Below are 18,242 nucleotides of genomic sequence, written 5' to 3' on the forward strand. Positions count from 1 at the left end.
TCCGGAGGAAAGAGGGCTTATGACTCGAGGAGCTAGCCGCTGCAACTAGACAAAGTTTGTACGTCGCAAAACGGGCGCATTCCGCTTTTGTTGTTAATCATAACTAATATGTGTTCCATGGGTCCAATCAGCCTCGTGGCGTTGAAAGCCTCCACGTGCTTCAATTTCTTTTACAATTTCTCGATGAATGCTTTGTCCTTCCTCATTTAAATAAGGAACCATTTGCTGAAGAGAATGGTGAAAATAGGCAAGCTCTTCGTCCCGCCATTCTTTCTTGGATGTCATTGATAGCTCCGTCATATCTCGCCCAACATACATATATTCCGCCACCTTACTAATCATGTTATGCTTTTATTGTTCGATATTTAAAATAAGACTATACTAAAAGGATATTAAATATAGTTACCATACATAAAGGAGTGCCATGACATGTCAAACAAAGTTGCATTAGTTACTGGAAGCAGTAGAGGAATAGGAAAGAAAATAGCTCTTGAATTAGCAAAAGAGGGCTATGATATTGTCATCAATTATAACCGTAGTAAAACAGCTGCAAAGGAAACAGCAGAAGAAATTGAAAAGCTTGGGGTAAAGGCTTTAACTGTAAAAGCGAATGTAGGTCAGCCTGAAAAAATTAAAGAGATGTTTGAACAAATCGATGAAACCTTCGGAAGGCTCGATATCCTTGTGAGCAATGCTGCTTCAGGGGTTTTACGTCATGTGATGGAGCTAGAAGAATCTCATTGGGACTGGACGATGAATATCAACTCCAAGGCATTGTTATTTTTGGCCCAGGAAGCGGCAAAAAGAATGGAAAAAGTCGGTGGTGGAAAAATTGTCAGTATTAGCTCTTTAGGCTCTATCCGCTATTTAAAGAATTACACAACAGTAGGGGTGTCAAAAGCAGCTATTGAAGCACTAACAAGGTATTTGGCGGTTGAGCTTGCAGATAGAAATATTGTTGTCAATGCGGTGTCTGGAGGAGCAGTGGATACCGATGCCTTAAAACACTTCCCAAATCGTGATGAGCTGTTAGAAGATGCAAAGAAAAACACACCAGCAGGGCGGATGGTCGAGCCTGACGACCTTAAAAACACTGTAATGTTCCTATTATCCGAGCAAGCAAGTATGATTCGTGGCCAAACAATTATCGTCGATGGAGGAAGATCTCTTCTGGTTTAAATAGATAAAAATTTGCTAAAAGAAATTTTGCCTTTTTGTAATACTTTCACGAGAACTTGGTTATCTTAAGTGTCGTGGAGGTGATAAACAATGGCAAACAACCAACAAAACAAACAACAACAGCAACAACAACAAGCTCAAAAACAAGCGCAACAACAACAAAACCAACAACAATATGGTGCTGAGTATGCGCAAGAAACTAACGCACAACACGTTAGACAACAAAACGCTCAATCTCAAGCTAAAAAGAACCAACAAAACCAACAATAATAAATGTGCATAACGAAGAAGCACTTCTTATCTCAGCGATAGGGAGTGCTTCTTTCTATTCCTCGACAAAACTTCTAATTGCTCAACATAACTAGTCAAAGGGATTAATGAGGGGGAAGAGAATGTATGTAGATAAAGAAAATCTGGCTGGAGAAGGAGATAGGACGGCATGAACATGAATAAGTTTGATCAAGCTGTTGCGAAGCAGTTAGTAACAATGGACAGGCTATTAACGTTACAATTGGAAATGGAAAAAATTCAGGAACGTCAAAAACAATCGATAGGAAATAATGAAGGATGTTCTCAACTTCAAGAAGAAATAAAAAAGAAAAAAGAGGAGCTGCAGAAAATCCAGTTGGAGTTCGAGACGCAAACCGAAGACGCTATTCGGTCCTATCAATTAATGGGGTCAATTTAGGTGAAGAGTTGCAGCTTTTTGAGCTATCTTTTATAAAGGTGGCTCTTTTGTTTTAAAATCGTGCATTAACCGTTATAATAGTAGGAAACGGTTGCTTTTAACTGAGAAGTGCGGGCAGAAAGAAAGAAGGGAAAAGAGGAATGGGTGGTCCCAAAGAAGGTGAATCCATACAAATACATAGCTATAAGCACAATGGAAAAATTCACAGAGTCTGGGAAGAAACAACGGTGCTAAAAGGAACGCAAAACCTTGTAATCGGCGGAAACGATAAAACCATTGTAACCGAATCGGACGGAAGAACATGGATTACAAGGGAACCTGCAATCTGTTATTTCCACGGTAAGCATTGGTTTAATATTATTGGAATGATAAGAGAAGACGGCGTATACTACTATTGTAATATTAGCTCCCCCTTTATCGCGGATAATGAGGCGTTAAAGTACATAGATTATGACCTCGACATTAAGGTCTTTCCAGACATGACATTTATTTTGTTAGATGAGGACGAGTATGAAAAGCATCGTAAAGAAATGAATTATCCTACTGTGATAGATAAAATACTTAGAAATAATGTTGACACTCTGATAAGCTGGATAAGACAGCGTAAGGGCCCTTTTGCTCCAGACTTTATTGATATTTGGTATGAACGCTACCTTACGTACAGAAGATAGGATAAATTAGCTTTAAAAGGCTGCGGGTAACATAACACCCGGCCTTTTTGTTTTGGGAATGGGTTTAAGATTGTTTGAAAATGATAACAGGATAGATATAGTAACCTGTTATTTTGGGAGGAAGTTCATTGGATAGTATTAAACGGTACATGCAGTTTGTTAAACCATACCAGTGGCAGATTGTTGGTACCATCATTATTGGAATGTTTAAATTCGGATTGCCATTATTAATTCCTTTATTACTTAAATATGTAGTGGATGATATTTTACTAACAGATGGAAGGTCGGCGGAGGAGAAAACCTCAGAACTGTTGATGATAATGGGTGTAATTTTCGTCTCCTTTTTAGTATTACGACCACCAATTGAATATTACCGACAATATTTTGCTCAATGGACAGGGAATAAGATATTATATGACCTTCGCGATCGTCTTTTTGATCATATTCAACGTCTAAGCTTGCGGTTTTATTCTAATAACAGGGCAGGAGAGGTTATCTCAAGGGTAATTCATGATGTAGAGCAAACAAAGAATTTCGTTATCACTGGATTAATGAATCTTTGGTTAGATCTTGCAACAATCGTGATTGTTATCATTATAATGTTTACCGTTGATTTTTCTCTTGCGATTGTGTCCATTATTCTTTTTCCGTTTTATGGATTTTCCATTAAGTATTTTTATAGCAAGCTGCGCCATTTGACTAGGGTTAGGTCTCAAGCGCTTGCAGAGGTTCAAGGTCACCTCCATGAAAGAGTACAGGGGATGCCTGTTATCCAAAGCATGGCCATAGAAAATTATGAACAAGAGCAATTTACAAAGCAAAACAGTAATTTCCTACAAAAAGCCTTGGATCATACTAGCTGGAATGCGAAAACCTTTGCAGTGGTAAATACGATTACAGATATTGCCCCATTGCTTGTTATTGGGTTTGCAGGTTATCAGGTCATAAATAGCGGGTTAACTGTTGGGGAAATGGTGATGTTTGTAGCTTATATTGACAGGCTTTATAACCCGTTAAGAAGGCTGATAAACTCTTCAACAACACTTACTCAGTCCATAGCTTCAATGGATCGTGTATTTGAATTTGTGGATGAAAAATATGATATTCAGGATAAACCATCTGCAGTAGAAATAAAAACTGCTAAGGGAGAAGTAAGCTTTGAACAGGTTTCATTTAAATATGAGGAAAAGGAAGCGGAAGTATTAAAGAATCTGTCCCTTTATGTTCGAGCAGGTGAAACCATCGCGCTTGTTGGAATGAGTGGGGGAGGCAAGTCTACTTTAGTGAGTTTATTGCCGCGTTTTTACGATGTAACCAAGGGACAGATAAAGCTTGATGGAGTAGATATTCGCGATGTTACGGTCCATTCCTTGCGAAAACAAATTGGCATCGTGCTACAAGACAGTATCCTGTTTAGTGATTCAGTGAGGGAAAATATTGCCCTTGGAAAACCGGATGCAACTAAGGAAGAAATTATCGAAGCAGCGAAGGCAGCAAATGCCCATGACTTCATCATGAACCTTCCTGAAGGCTATGAAACAAAGGTAGGCGAGCGGGGAGTGAAGCTTTCAGGTGGTCAAAAGCAGCGAGTAGCCATTGCGCGTGTGTTCTTAAAGAACCCGCCAATTCTAGTGATGGATGAAGCAACATCAGCACTTGACCTTGAAAGTGAACAGCTAATCCAAGAGTCATTAGAAAGACTTGCAGCAAGCAGGACAACCTTTGTTGTTGCCCATCGTCTATCTACCATTACCCATGCTAACAGAATTGTGTTGCTAGAAAATGGTGAAATTACCGAAATTGGCTCTCATGAAGAATTAATGAAGAAAAAAGGTCACTATTATAACCTTTTCACCATACAAGAAATTGGATAACAAAAAAATCCTCTACAGCAGTGTAGGGGATTTTTTTTGTAGGGATTATTCTTCATCTCTGGACTGAATGTCAAATTCATTATCGTCGAGATGGTACCTTTGGAAGCTATCAATAAGCTTATCTAAATGTTGGAGCTGGTCACTGTAATCAATGATTTTAGATACTAGTGGGAAGAGGTGGTACCAAACGTCTGCGTTCCCTTCATATTCGCACCAATTGTCTTTATGTACCATAAACTCATCAATAAACTGTTGTTTGTTGAATAGCTCTTCTGCATACATTTCTGAGGTGTTGTGTTGCTTAATTTTGCCGACAAATTTCAGAAGAATCTGTTCATGCAAGTTAACAAGATGGTCTAATTCAGATTTAATGTAATGCTGATATTCCACCGGCATATGGTGCAGCTCGTTTTCAAGGCGATGAAGCATCTTTAAGGTATATAATGCTCTGTTACTTGTTAGAATGAGCTGACGGAAAATAACAAGCTTACGGGCTTTAGAGCTAGACTTTTTTAAAGTTGTAAAATAGGTGCGTTCTTCTTTGTATAAGTTAAATAACTGTTCAAGTTTTAAAATTCGTTGATATAACGATTCAATGTCTGTCTTGAGTAAACTATGTTCCGTACCGTGTCTAATATTGATGCGAATCCATTTTAGTATGTCTTCTGTAGTTAACTTTACCTTGTAGTAAAGTCTAGTTTCGTATTTGGGTGGTAAGAAAATCAAGTTGACCAAAAAGGCGCAGAGAATCCCTATCATCACGGTAGAAAAACGGACAAGTGAGAACTCTAAGAAATTCTCTCCTGGGCTTTCCATAATCGCAATAACCGTAACGAGTGCAAGGGGAATCGTTGTTTCTTTCTTTAATTTTATGTTAATGGCTATGACAAAAATAGCAGTTAATCCAATGATGAAAGGATCATGGCCAAATAATAATGAAAAAATTATAGCCAGTATTGCCCCAATAATATTAGCTTGGGCATGCTCAATGATAGACTGATACGATTTATAGATAGATGGTTGAATAGCAAAAGTCGCTGCGATACCTGCAAAAAATGGTGTTGGAACATCAAACCATTGTGCAACAAACAGAGCAAGAGTAATCGCAATTCCTGTTTTTACTATACGTGCACCAAATTTCATGATTAGTAAATTCCTTTCTTTATTTTCCGTATATATTGCCTTTAATACTTAAGAATAAACACTTGTTAGTATATGTACAGAAAATTTCTATCATGCTGAAAACACTAATGTACTATACACCGTTTCCCTCTTTCCTGCAACAGGAAAATGGAAGGAAAAGGTCTTAAGGAGATAAGAAAAACCCGCAAAGGTAATTTGCGGGTCAAGCTTCGTCCATTGTAGCACATATTATTCTGTAGATACAGCTGGGTCTGCCTGTTCCTTGACAGGAATTACTTGAATAAAGTGCTTTTTAGGGTTTTCCAAGAGGATGTTAATTTCAGCAGCTGCTTCTTCCTGATGCTGGTCTAACAAGGATTGCTGGTAGATTGTTAAGAGCTCTATTACATCCTTTAAGCCAGTTTCATTTAAAGGCTCCATGCTTACTTTTGCACCTTTGGCAATTCGGCGTTGAAGTGCATCCTTTGTCAGTCCCATTTCAGGCTGATGACGAAGATAGACTGCACCACCTGTCATGCCTGCACAAATCCAAGGTCCTGGGTCACCAAGAACAAGGCCGCGCCCGTTTGTCATATACTCAAACGCAAAACCTTTAATGTTGGCATTCACACCTAGATTTCCTCTTTCCGTTTCAGGAATTGGAGTTGTTACTTTTCCACCGATAATCATGTCCGCCCCTGAGAGCCTGATACCAGCTCTTGCATCGGCATTTCCTTGAACAACAAGTGCGCCTTTTTGTGCGCCATATCCAAAACCTTTTCCAACAGATCCATTATAGAACTTTCCATCCTTGCCTTTATATTTGAAGACAAATATGCTTCCGCCAAACGCTGTTTTTCCGATACCATCCTGCGCTCCACCTGCTACTTTTATGTTAATACCTGTTGTATTATAAGCACCAAGCCCATTTCCAGGAATAGATCCCTTATTATAGCGTAGCTCCACCTCAGGCAGCTTTAAGTACGAGCCGTCTAATCTTCCACGAACACGGTGACAGGATACGCGGCTTCCTAGAACACGTTGTTCAGCTGTAATGGCATCAAATTCACGGGATTCATGCAATTCACTTTCGTGATAATCGAGATATTCTGCTCCTGCAGCCACTAATAGCTTTTCTTTTTCCATGCTCGCTGCTACTTCTTTTTGAGCAAGCTGCGGAACATCCAGCGTATGAAGGAGGTTAGAAAGGTCTAGACTTTCCTTTCCTCTTGCCTGCTCAAGTAAATCGGAGCGTCCCACAATATCCTGAAGGTTGTCAAAGCCTAAACTAGCAGTTAAAGCTTGCAATTCTTTTCCAAAAGCAGTAAAAAGATTGGTCAAGCCTTGTACGGCAAGGTCGGATTGTCTTGGAACAAATCGTCGAAGGCCATGATCCTTTGCTTGAGCCTCTGTTTCGATTTGAGTGGCAATTCCAACGTGACAAGTATCTAGGTGACAGCCACGGCATGTTGTACAACCAATCGCAATCATGGAAAGGGTACCAAAGCCAATACGGTTTGCTCCAAGCAGCATCACCTTCATGCAATCAAGGGCACTCTTAATTCCACCATCTGCCCATATCTCGACTTTGTTGCGCAAGCCAGATTCTAACAATGCGTTGTGCGCTGCTTTTACTCCAATCTCCACTGGTAACCCAACATATTGTAGGGCATGGATTCTCGCTGCACCAGTTCCTCCATCAAAGCCACTGATCGTAATGATATCCGCTCCAGCCTTGGCAATACCGACTGCGATTGTTCCGATGTTTGGTACTACAGGAACCTTTACAGCAACCTTTGCTTGGTCGTTAGCCGTTTTTAGCTCGGCAATCATTTGCGCCAAGTCCTCGATAGAGTATATGTCATGGTTGTTGGAAGGAGAAATCAAGTCCGAACCAATGGTTGCATTTCGTGCTTCAGCGATTTTTGCTGTTACTTTAGAGCCTGGTAAGTGACCGCCTTCACCTGGTTTCGCACCTTGCCCAATTTTAATTTCTAAAAGGTTGGAGGAGTTTAGAAGCTCGGCATTGACTCCAAATCGTCCACTAGCAACTTGTTGTCCCCGTGTATTTGGATATCGTCCAAGCATATCTTTAATTTCTCCACCCTCACCATTTAAGCTAACCATGTTCAATTTATCGGCAGCTTCTGCGTACGCTCTGAACGCAATTTCGTTTTGAGATCCAAAGGACATGGAAGCAATAACAAATGGTAAGTTATGTGTGCCAACACCGATATTTACTTTATCCTTTGAAACCTTTTTCGAATGGTTTGCTTTTAAATCGGTTAAATGACGAATGGTGATGGGATTTTTCGTTTCCTGTTCATCCAATTTTTCACGATAATCATCATAGTTTCCTGTTTTCGCCACATCCCCAATAGCCTTCCAAATACGAGGGAAAAGGTGAAATGACTTACCAGGGCGTGCCTTTTCATCTTCAAAATCTTCCACACGTGCAATCGCATCTTCTTTCAGCTTGCTAAAATTAAAGCCAAGCTTGTCAGAACCAAGAAAGTTTACGATGCCGAGCGCTTCTTCCACTTCGGTGTGAAGACCAATGCTTGAGAAAAGACGTCCATAGCCGCGCAGCTCATGAATACCAATAGTGGAAATAACCTTTTCCATTCCTTTTGTCAAAGCATTGTAGAGGTTCACAACAGGCTTTGTCGTATCCTCGCTAACTGTTCCAAACAGAAGGTATGGGCTAATGGCATTTGCCCCAAGTCCAACTGCAACCATCACATCATGAAGGGAACGGATTGCTCCAGAACGAAGTAATAGCGCGCATTGGCGACGAAGCTGCTTTTGAACTAATTCTTCATTAATTGCTGCTGTAACTAGATGAGGGTCGAGCCATAGCGCATCTGACCTATGTGCTTTTGCATCATCTATAATTAACAACGTTTTTCCTCCATTAACAGCTTCCACAGCTTCTTTCTTTAACCGCTCTATAGCTTCAGGGATTGACTCCTCCTGACCACAGGTAGCATCCACATAATAACTCAGACCCTGGGACTGAAAGCTGTTGACCACCTGATCATAGGAAGGCTGAGAAATCTCTGCAGCACAGTCGAGTCCTATTTGGCCTTCTATTAATAGTGGAGATAATAGTTCTAGCGTATAGTCATTTGGAACATGATCCAGCTCTCGTAACTTAGGACGTGCACCTAATACGGTTCTAGTTGAAAAATGCTCTGTTTCACGATCACGGTCAATTGCAGGATTTGTTACGACCGCTACACTTTCTTTAATAAAATCAGCTATATTATTTCGGCCTGGATTCATGGCAGCTAGTGGAACATCATGGCCAAGAGAACGGATAGGCTCTGCGCCTTTTTCCGCCATCTGTTCTACCAATTGAATATGCTCTCTGTCCCATCCAAAGGCTGCGTAATGACCATTGTGCACTTTAGCAAGAGGAGTGGAGGATACGAACGCATCGAGCTTTGGCGTTTGGAGACGTTCTCTAAAGTTCTCTAGAGAAAATCTCTCATTCATTCGCTTGTAAACCTCTTCTTGATAGGCATGATAGTCATATACCTTAATAGAGTCACCTTCCCATTTCAATCCAACCTTTTCCCCTGGTGAAAACGGCTTAGGCTCTGCTAGGTATTCTGTTGTTGGAACAATACCTGGTTCGGACGAAAAATAATAGGATGTTTCTGTTTCTAGCATCCATAATGGACGCAGACCAAGCGCATCTAAACTGAATACTGCTTCATCTTTATTGCGAGAGATAATCCCTGCTGGGCCTTGAGAAAAATGCCCCCATGTTTCTCTAACATAAGTGTAGAGATTTTGCAGATGCTCTGGATAACTTTTAATCTCATTAATGATAGGTGGGAAAACAATATCCAATGCTTCAAAAAGAGTAAATCCATCTCTGGAAATAAGCGTTTCGATGGTTCTATTTAAATCCTGTGAATCACTTCCACCATTTGTAAGTGGAACATCTACCATTTTTGCCTCATCACGAAGCTTAGCAATGGTATTGATTTCGCCATTATGACCTAGGACACTAAATGGTTGCACACGAAAAAAGTTAGAAAGCGTATTTGTAGAATAGCGATTGTGTCCAAGTGTCATGGCAGAGGCAACTAAAGGATTTGCAAGGTCATGATAAAATTTAGGCAAAATATCACCAGCACCCATCACTTTGTAGACAGCATGATAGTTTGATAGAGAGGCAACATGCACATCATCGTTTTTCTCTATTTCAATAGAAGCTTGAAACAACTGAGTTTGTGTGATGTCCCCATTTTCAGAAATTAAGGCAATCTGCCAGAATACGGGATCTTGAATTACTGCGATAGGACCTAAGGCTTCAGATGATGTCACAGTCTCAGAAGAATAAACGACTTTCAAGCCTTCTTTACTTAGAATAGTTGAAATTTCCTTCTGTGCTTGTTCCACATCAATGTGGTGGTTGATAAAAAAGTGACCGACAACAAAGTCAGGTCGTTCCGCTAAGCTTGGATCGGCTTCAGCTTTATCAAGCTTTTCTTTCCATAGGGCACGAGGAATGTCGATATGAATACCCACACCGTCCCCTTCACCGTTAATAAAACCTGCACGGTGGTTCATTTTGACAAGTGCATCGATACAGTCATCAATGTTTTTCTTTGTGGGGATCTTCTTCTTTTCAATAGCGGATACAATTCCACATGCATCATGTTCTGCATTGTGAAAATCTTTAAATGTACTTGGACTCCATTTGGTCATATGGACTGGCATAAACTAGGGATTAGAGGATGTTCAAAAGGCTTTGAACTCACACTATAAGAGGGGCCCCTAACTAGCCATTCACCTCCTGTAGTTTGATAGTTTATAAGAGAAACTTTTTTGTGGTTATCAACTTATAAATAGGTAGTATTGAGGAAAAAATAAAAAAGGGAATTTTCAGACTTTAAATTATATACTAACATTTCTAACAATAAAAATCAATTTTTTATGCAAAATAGTGTTTTGGGTACAAGAAGAAAGGGGTAGTTGGAAGGTTAATTTGTAAGCGTTTTCAGTGTATGAGGAAAAATAACATAGCGTGCATTGTACACGCTATGTTGTATATTTATGCAGGATTCATTTGTGCAAAAGCATGCTCTACTGCATCTAATGTGACGTTTACATCCTCTTTCGTGTGCGCTGTGGTCACAAACCAAGCTTCATATTTTGATGGAGCTAAATTGATTCCTTGGTTTAACATAAGCTTAAAGAATTTCGCAAACTGCTCTCCGTCTGTATTTTCTGCTTGTTCGTAGTTTACAACTTTCTCATCTGTAAAATAGATCGTAAGGGCACCTTTTAATCTATTAATCGTTATCGTTATTCCGTGTTTTTGTGCACGAGCCAAAATTCCTTCTTCTAAAAGGCTACCTATATGATCTAGGTGTTCATATACACCTTCTTGTTGCAACACTTCTAGGCAAGCGATACCCGAAAGAATGGATGCGGGGTTTCCTGCCATGGTTCCTGCTTGATACGCAGGTCCGAGTGGTGCCACTTTCTCCATGATTTCTGCACGTCCTCCGTATGCACCGATAGGTAAGCCTCCACCAATTATTTTCCCAAGGGCGGTCAAATCTGGCTTTATTCCTAACATATCCTGTGCGCCTCCGTACATAAAACGGAAAGCCGTGATCACTTCATCGTAAATAACAAGGGCACCAGCGTCATGTGTTAGAGCATTCACTTCTTCCAAAAACCCTTTATGAGGCTCTACAATTCCAAAGTTTCCAACGATCGGTTCCACTAAAACAGCAGCAATTTGATCTCCCCATTTTTGAATAGCTTCGCGGAATGGCTCTATATCATTAAATGGAACGGTGATTACTTCATTTGCAATACTTTTTGGCACCCCTGCAGAATCAGGTGTCCCAAGAGTGGAGGGGCCAGAACCCGCTGCCACAAGTACAAGATCAGAATGCCCATGATAGCAGCCAGCAAATTTAATGATTTTGTCTCGGCCGGTATAGGCACGAGCGACACGAATCGTCGTCATCACAGCTTCTGTACCAGAGTTTACAAAACGAACCTTGTCCATCGCTGGCATCGCTTCTCTTAACATCTTTGCAAATTTTACTTCATGTGGAGTAGGCGTGCCATAGAGCACTCCTGATTGAGCTGCTCTTGTAATGGCTTCTGTTATCTGTGGATGTGCATGACCTGTAATTATTGGTCCATAAGCTGCGAGGTAATCGATATATTTGTTTCCATCTACATCCCAAAAATAAGCTCCTTTTGCTCTTTCCATTACAACAGGTGATCCGCCACCAACTGCTTTATACGAACGAGAAGGGCTGTTTACACCACCTACAATATGCTGGAGCGCTTCTTCATGAAGTTGTTCGGATTTTGTGAAATTCATTGGTTGTTCCTCCTTCAAGGAAAATAAGATATGTTATTTTAACATGAATTGAGATGGATGTAACTCAAGCTACCTTATGGTTACATTTAAAATGCTTAGTTAGAGAGGATTTTAAATTCAAACAGTTTCTAGCTGTTGATTGTAGAGAGGGCGTAGACTCTTCTCAGAAATGAAGCGAAAGATTTGTGACCCCACAGGCGTAGCAGAGTAGGCTTACAATTCGCCCCCAGGACACGGAGCCAATTGCGGAAATCAATAGCGTATTTTAACAAAGCTTAAAAAAAGCATACCTGTTCCTTCCTTGCGTATATTGTATTAATAGCATGTCCGTGCATGGGAGGAGAAGGATGCTTTATATATTTATTGTTTTCTTTATCTTAATTGCCATCATCATTAGCTTCTCACATATATTTTCATCAGGAACGAAAAGCATTCCTTATGTGTCAAAGGAAACACTTTTACTTCTGCTGCTCATCTATTCCACACTCTTGCTATCCTTTGGATTATTATATACGGTCTTACACTTTGAAGGACATCAAGTGCTTTTGGAAAGAGGGAAAGCCATTAATGGCAGTTATTTTTCCGTTTTTTTTCAATCGGTTTACTTTAGTGCCATCACCATTTTGACAGTGGGATATGGAGATGTTACTCCCATAGGTATTGGCAGAGCAATTGCAATTATAGAAGCATTGATAGGCTTTGTGATGCCAGCTGCATTCGTTGTGCGGGTTGTGCTGCATATGGACAGCAGGGAAAAATAAAAGCGCTAAGTTGATTGGGTTTAGCTTAGCTATACGCAGTGGTAACAAAGTTTACGAAAACAATCATTATTTAAGTAGCCGGTCATCAGTTGAAATTATCCACCTCTTTCGCTAGTCTAAAGGAAGGTACTATAAATGAGGAGGAATAAAGATGACTGTTGAAACAGGTAAAAAAGCTCCGCAATTTTCCTTGCTATCCAATACAGGAGAAACTGTCTCTCTATCCGATTTTGAAGGCAAAAATGTGGTGTTGTATTTTTATCCGAAAGATATGACTCCCGGCTGTACTACCCAAGCCTGTGATTTTCGTGACATGCACGAAGATTTTTCTGACTTAGATACGGTGATACTTGGCGTAAGTCCAGATCCGCAATCGAGGCATGAAAAATTCATCGAAAAACATGGGTTGCCATTTTTACTTCTAGTAGATGAAGACCATGAAGTTGCAGAGCAATTTGGTGTGTGGAAATTAAAGAAAAACTTTGGCAAGGAATACATGGGAATTGAACGTTCCACTTTCCTCATTAATAAAGAAGGACAACTTGTGAAGGAATGGAGAAAAGTGAAAGTCAAAGGACATGTGGAAGAGGCTTTAAATTATATTAAAGACAATCTCTAAAAAGCCTAATTTTTGATAAATAAGGCAAAAGACTAACTCCAAAAAGCACCCATGGGAGTATGCTATAAGTGTAGGGCATACCTCCTCAAAAGTTGACGTGATTAGAGTGCAAAGCTTCGGCTAGCACTCTTTTTTTGTTTTTTTTGAGGTTATGTTTTATGCAATAAGGGTAGGGAAAAAATGGTGATGAATGGCATGTTATGAAGATGCATAGTATTAACATTATTTTGAAAATTGATTATTTTATGGTTTTTCCTATAACCCTTCCATCTTAAAGGATTTTTTATTATACTAGTAAAGGATTTTTGTTATTATATTTTGAAAATTTCTTCGATTATGAAAGGAGACGATAACATGGAAGCTACACAAAAGAAACGTGGCTTTGTTATGCGCGCATTGGATAGTATTGAGCGTGTGGGGAACAAGCTACCACATCCAGTAACTCTTTTCGCTATTTTTGCGTTATTGGTTATTGTTGCATCTGGAATCTTTTCCGCAATGGATGTAAAAGTAGATGATCCGCTTAATGAAGGAGAGGTTTTGGAAGTTAATAACCTCTTAAGTTCTGAAGGAATAGCCTACATTTTTGAAAGTGCTGTTTCTAACTTCACGAGCTTTGCTCCACTTGGTACCGTTCTTGTAACGATGATTGGTATCGGTATTGCTGAAAGATCTGGTCTTATCAGTGCAGGTCTTCGTGGGTTGGTAACGTCAGTACCAAGACAACTAATGACGGCTGCACTTGTATTTGGTGGAATTATGTCTTCCATGGCCGCAGACGCAGGTTACGTGGTATTAACTCCACTCGGAGCTGTACTATTTGCTGGACTTGGCCGCCATCCATTAGCTGGATTGGCTGCTGCATTCGCAGGTGTATCTGCTGGGTTTAGTGCAAACCTATTGCTAACCTCCCTTGATCCATTACTAGGATCTTTAACTCAAGAGGCAGCTGCTACCGTTAATCCTGAATATGCAGCAGGAATGAACTATATGATGAACTACTATTTCATGTTCGTTTCTGTATTCCTTTTAACCATCATCGGTACGTTTGTCACGGATAAAATTGTTGAACCACGCCTTGGAGAGTACAAGGGTGCTTACCAAGGTGACGTTGATTACCTAAAACCTGAAGAGAAAAAGGGTTTATGGGCTGCGTTATTCGCATTCCTAGGAACAATCGCAGTATTGGCTTTACTTGTTCTTCCGTCATGGGGACCTCTACGTGGAGATGGATCATTCTTAGAGGCGCCATTCTTCCACACACTAGTACCAGTCATTTTAATCACGTTCTTCATTCCTGGACTGGTTTATGGGATGATTACAAAATCAATTAAAAACGATAAAGATGTAGCGAATCAAATGTCTGATACGATGGCAACCATGGGTGCCTACATTGTTCTTGCATTTGTAGCTGGTCAGTTTGTTGCGTACTTCAACGAAACAAACCTCGGTATTGTTCTTGCAGTAAATGGAGCAGAATTGATTCAAGGATTAGGATTTGATAGTGGAAATATCTTTATGAGCATACTGCTAATTCTTGTATTTATGCTTGTAGCTGGATCCATTAACCTATTTATCGGAAGTGCTTCGGCTAAATGGGCAATTATGGCCCCAGTATTTGTACCAATGATGATGGGGTTAGGGTATTCTCCTGAGCTTACACAGGTTGCTTACCGTGTTGCTGACTCCACAACAAATATCATTTCACCTTTAATGCCATATTTTGCAATTGTCATTGCCTTTGCTCAAAAATATGACAAAAAAGTTGGGATTGGAACACTGATCTCCACGATGATTCCTTACTCCATCTTCTTTACGATTGCATGGGTGGTAATGCTAATCATCTGGATATTAACTGGTCTTCCACTTGGACCAAACGCACCAATCAATTATCCTGGTTAAATTAATCACACCTGCATTGTTCAATTTGGACAAGCAGGTGTTTTTTTATATAAAATATAAGTAACACGTATTTTACTACTTATAAAAAGGGGATGGAGAAGGGTGAAAATTTATACGAAAACTGGGGACAAAGGGCAAACATCGTTGGTTTATGGTCAAAGAGTAGGGAAAAACCATGCGAGAGTAGAAGCTTATGGAACCTGTGATGAAGCAAATTCGATGATTGGACTAGCAGTATCCTATATGAAAGAAGAGCAATTTGCCAAAAAGGAAGAGTTGTTAACATCTTTTTCGACAATCCAAACCATACTCTTTCATGTTGGAGCTGAGCTTGCCACTCCAAAGGGAAAAGACGTGAAATGGAAACTAACAGAACAACATGTGAAAAAACTAGAAGAGGAAATGGATGAAATGGATGCTGTTTTGCCTCCGTTGACTAACTTCATTCTTCCAGGAGGCTCTAAAGCTGGTGCCGCTCTTCATAGCGCAAGGACAATTGTAAGGAGAGCTGAACGTTCCGCGGTGGTTTTGAATGAGGAAATTTCACCTTATGTGCTAGCCTACTTAAATAGACTTTCCGATTACCTTTTCATAGCAGCGCGCTACATGAACAGTCAGTTAAAACAAGAAGAACCTGTATTAACTCCAGAGGTTTAAAATCGAGGAGACTTCATACTATATAATAAGTAAGTGGATTGACAAAAATAACAAAAACACTGTACACTAATTATAAATATTATAAAGTAATAATCTTTATGAAAAAGTGAGGTGCATGACTGTGGCAAACGAACAATTAAAAGAAGCGATTGAAACGCTAAAGCAGACTGGAGTTCGCATAACTCCACAGCGTCATGCGATTTTGGAGTACCTAATTCAATCCATGTCTCACCCGACAGCTGACGATATATATAAAGCGCTAGAAGGCAAATTTCCAAACATGAGTGTTGCCACCGTTTACAACAACTTACGAGTCTTTCGGGAAGTTGGACTTGTAAAGGAGCTCACCTATGGAGATAATTCAAGTCGTTTCGACTATGTTACAACAGACCACTACCATATAATCTGTGACGATTGCGGCAAAATTGTTGACTTCCACTATCCAGGATTGGATGAAGTGGAGGCACTGGCTGCCCATGTTACAGGATTCAAAATTTCCCGTCATCGCATGGAAATTTACGGAACATGTCCCGAATGCGATAAAGGAGCACACTGACACAAAAGCGGAATGCGCCCGCTTAGCGACGTGCAAACTGGACTGAAGAAAACGCGAAGAGTGGATGCGTCGATGTTGCCATATCGCAAGGAGGCGAGGGAAGTTTGCTTGTCGCTGGCGTAAGGAGCTGGTCGAATCATAAGCGGAATGCGCCCGCTTAGCGACGTACAAACTGGACTGAAGAAAACACGAAGAGCTGATGCGTCGATGTTGCCTTATCGCAAGGAGGCGAGGGAAGTTTGCTTTTCTCTGGCGTAAGGAGCTGCTCGAATCATAATCGGAATGTACCTGTTTTGCTATTCGCAGACACAATCTTCAATTAAAAAAAGCTGATAGGGTTTATTCCTATCAGCTTTCTTTTTTTCGATTATAATCTTCATCGAATTCCTTTCCTTCTAAGGAAGGATCCAAAGTCAGTGGTTCATTGCAATACATGCACATATCCACTCGCCCGAGAACCTTTGTATGCTTTCCGCAGGTTGGACACACAACTTGTATTGCTTTTGTCGATAACATCCCAATCCAGAAGTAGACAACTGTCGAACCAATAATACATAATAGTCCAAGTAACATGAAAATCGTCATCACTAACATGTTTTCTCTAAAGAAGATACCGAGATACATCACAAAAAAGCCGACAAACACAAGGCTAAGTGCAAACGTTCTAATTTTATTTATTTTACTGGAATATTTACGAGCCATTTTCATAACCTCCCAAAAATATATCATAGCACAAAATGACAAAAAAAGAATGGAGGAAGAAAGTTGACCGAATGTTCTGTATTAAAATTGTTAAAGAGGTTTTTGAATAAAAGTGTCGAATAGTAGGGGGGAAACCCTTTTTAATAGATGGAGGTCTTAATATGGAAGATTTATTGCGTCCTATCTACCAAGAACGTGCAAGTCAATCCAATACACAAGGAATCTTAATGATAGAAAAGAAAAACCCCGTAAGCCCGAACACGGACAAGTTTGATGTTATTCTATTTATGGTCGTTAAAGAACAAGAGCAATCTCTGTATGTTAAACATTATGAACTGCTGCAAAAAAAAGCTGCTCTTTATATTGCGAGTGAGCAGCAATTAGATGAATGGATTACCTTAGGTACCAATAGAAGAGTGATTGATTGGATCATAAACGGAAAGGTACTCTTTGACAGAAATGAATTCATCTATTCCTTAAGAGGGAAACTACTTGATTTTCCTCTCGAAGACAGAAAACTAAAAATTGGACTCGAATTTGCTAAGCTCATTAGAAGATACCTTGAAGGAAAGGACTTCTTTGATTCCAAGCATTATATCGATGCCTATAATCACATTGTTCACTCTCTACATCATTTAGCACGATTAGCAGTAATCGATCATGGCTTTCACCCAGAGTTAACGGTGTGGAATCAGGTGAAAAAGATTGAACCGGAGATTTACAAGTTATATGAAGAATTAATTCAAGGGGATGAACCAATTGATAAAAGGTTAGAGCTTTTGTTTCTTGCGAACGAGTTTATGATCTATTCTCGTACAAGAACTGGGGCCAAACATCTGCTAGCCGTTTTGGCAGAAAGAGAGGATGCTTGGTCATACAATGAAATGCTTCATCATCCAAAACTTGAAAAATACTCCGTGGATCTAAGTGTACTTGTAGAATACCTTGTTGAAAAAGGCTTTCTTCAGGTTGAACGGAAAGAAACAAAGGGTAATGGAGTTTACCACCGCCTGTACCATGTGACTACAGACTAAATGATAGTGGAAAGTTAAGTGTTTGAGTGCCCTTTTGTCAGCTGTTAAACTAAAGGGCACTTCATGGTTTTTTACCCAGGAGAAAATTATTCCAAAAAACTTTTCAAAAGCTA

At 39.9% G+C, this 18,242-nt stretch carries 16 protein-coding genes; 11 read left to right on the forward strand and 5 right to left on the reverse strand.

The genetic code is table 11. The annotated features are described in order from the left end of the window. Positions 1-93 precede the first annotated feature (93 nt). Entirely contained in the window at positions 94-318 is a 225-nt protein-coding gene (locus tag FIU87_RS05005) for a hypothetical protein (RefSeq protein ID WP_152446417.1), read from the reverse strand. A gap of 111 nt (positions 319-429) precedes the next feature. Here FIU87_RS05005 and fabL point away from each other — a divergent pair, with 111 nt between their 5' ends. From fabL to FIU87_RS05030, 5 genes are all read left to right on the forward strand, one after another. Next, on the forward strand, positions 430-1,179 hold the full coding sequence (gene fabL, locus FIU87_RS05010; protein ID WP_152443580.1) for an enoyl-[acyl-carrier-protein] reductase FabL: 750 nt from the start codon (positions 430-432) through the stop codon (positions 1,177-1,179). Positions 1,180-1,269: 90 nt separating this feature from the next. Beyond that, a complete protein-coding gene (locus FIU87_RS05015; protein ID WP_152443581.1) occupies positions 1,270-1,449 on the forward strand; it encodes a gamma-type small acid-soluble spore protein in 180 nt (59 codons plus the stop codon). 169 nt (positions 1,450-1,618) lie between these two features. After that, the gene (locus tag FIU87_RS05020; protein ID WP_253905517.1) at positions 1,619-1,867 is read left to right on the forward strand and encodes a YgaB family protein; all 249 of its coding nucleotides are present in this window, start codon (positions 1,619-1,621) and stop codon (positions 1,865-1,867) included. Between the two features lie 140 nt (positions 1,868-2,007). Then, entirely contained in the window at positions 2,008-2,538 is a 531-nt protein-coding gene (locus tag FIU87_RS05025) for a nucleoside tri-diphosphate phosphatase (protein ID WP_152443582.1), read from the forward strand. Positions 2,539-2,666: 128 nt separating this feature from the next. Beyond that, positions 2,667-4,412 carry an ABC transporter ATP-binding protein gene (locus FIU87_RS05030; protein WP_152443583.1) on the forward strand — a complete coding sequence of 582 codons (1,746 nt, stop codon included), beginning with the start codon at positions 2,667-2,669 and terminating at the stop codon, positions 4,410-4,412. A 45-nt stretch (positions 4,413-4,457) separates the two neighbouring features. On the opposite strand, the gene FIU87_RS05035 is transcribed toward FIU87_RS05030, so the two are convergent. The 3 genes from FIU87_RS05035 to FIU87_RS05045 all read right to left on the reverse strand — a co-directional run bounded on the left by FIU87_RS05035 (position 4,458) and on the right by FIU87_RS05045 (position 11,898). Then, entirely contained in the window at positions 4,458-5,555 is a 1,098-nt protein-coding gene (locus tag FIU87_RS05035; protein ID WP_152443584.1) for an FUSC family protein, read from the reverse strand. A gap of 228 nt (positions 5,556-5,783) precedes the next feature. Further along, the gene (locus FIU87_RS05040) at positions 5,784-10,256 is read right to left on the reverse strand and encodes a glutamate synthase-related protein (protein ID WP_152446419.1); all 4,473 of its coding nucleotides are present in this window, start codon (positions 10,254-10,256) and stop codon (positions 5,784-5,786) included. 346 nt (positions 10,257-10,602) lie between these two features. Then, positions 10,603-11,898, reverse strand: coding sequence for a glutamate-1-semialdehyde 2,1-aminomutase (locus tag FIU87_RS05045; protein WP_152443585.1), 1,296 nt, complete (start codon positions 11,896-11,898; stop codon positions 10,603-10,605). Between the two features lie 347 nt (positions 11,899-12,245). Here FIU87_RS05045 and FIU87_RS05050 point away from each other — a divergent pair, with 347 nt between their 5' ends. From FIU87_RS05050 to perR, 5 genes are all read left to right on the forward strand, one after another. Next, a complete protein-coding gene (locus tag FIU87_RS05050; RefSeq protein WP_152443586.1) occupies positions 12,246-12,659 on the forward strand; it encodes an ion channel in 414 nt (137 codons plus the stop codon). A gap of 151 nt (positions 12,660-12,810) precedes the next feature. After that, entirely contained in the window at positions 12,811-13,278 is a 468-nt protein-coding gene (gene bcp / locus FIU87_RS05055) for a thioredoxin-dependent thiol peroxidase (protein ID WP_152443587.1), read from the forward strand. Between the two features lie 354 nt (positions 13,279-13,632). Further along, a complete protein-coding gene (locus FIU87_RS05060; RefSeq protein WP_152443588.1) occupies positions 13,633-15,180 on the forward strand; it encodes an AbgT family transporter in 1,548 nt (515 codons plus the stop codon). Between the two features lie 102 nt (positions 15,181-15,282). Next, positions 15,283-15,837: a cob(I)yrinic acid a,c-diamide adenosyltransferase gene (locus FIU87_RS05065; RefSeq protein WP_152443589.1), complete on the forward strand. Its 555-nt coding sequence runs from the start codon at positions 15,283-15,285 to the stop codon at positions 15,835-15,837. Positions 15,838-15,958: 121 nt separating this feature from the next. Next, complete coding sequence (gene perR / locus FIU87_RS05070; protein ID WP_172970959.1) at positions 15,959-16,393, forward strand: peroxide-responsive transcriptional repressor PerR; 435 nt, start codon at positions 15,959-15,961, stop codon at positions 16,391-16,393. Between the two features lie 348 nt (positions 16,394-16,741). Here the strand turns inward: perR and FIU87_RS05075 are convergent, their stop codons facing one another. Beyond that, positions 16,742-17,095 carry a YgzB family protein gene (locus FIU87_RS05075; protein WP_152443591.1) on the reverse strand — a complete coding sequence of 118 codons (354 nt, stop codon included), beginning with the start codon at positions 17,093-17,095 and terminating at the stop codon, positions 16,742-16,744. A 161-nt stretch (positions 17,096-17,256) separates the two neighbouring features. On the opposite strand from FIU87_RS05075, the gene FIU87_RS05080 reads away from it, so the two are divergent. Then, the gene (locus FIU87_RS05080; protein ID WP_152443592.1) at positions 17,257-18,129 is read left to right on the forward strand and encodes a nucleotidyltransferase-like protein; all 873 of its coding nucleotides are present in this window, start codon (positions 17,257-17,259) and stop codon (positions 18,127-18,129) included. The last annotated feature ends 113 nt before the right edge of the window (positions 18,130-18,242 follow it).

Origin of the sequence: Bacillus sp. THAF10 (genome assembly GCF_009363695.1) — a bacterium.
In the GTDB taxonomy this organism is placed as follows: Bacteria; Bacillota; Bacilli; order Bacillales; family Bacillaceae_I; genus Sutcliffiella_A.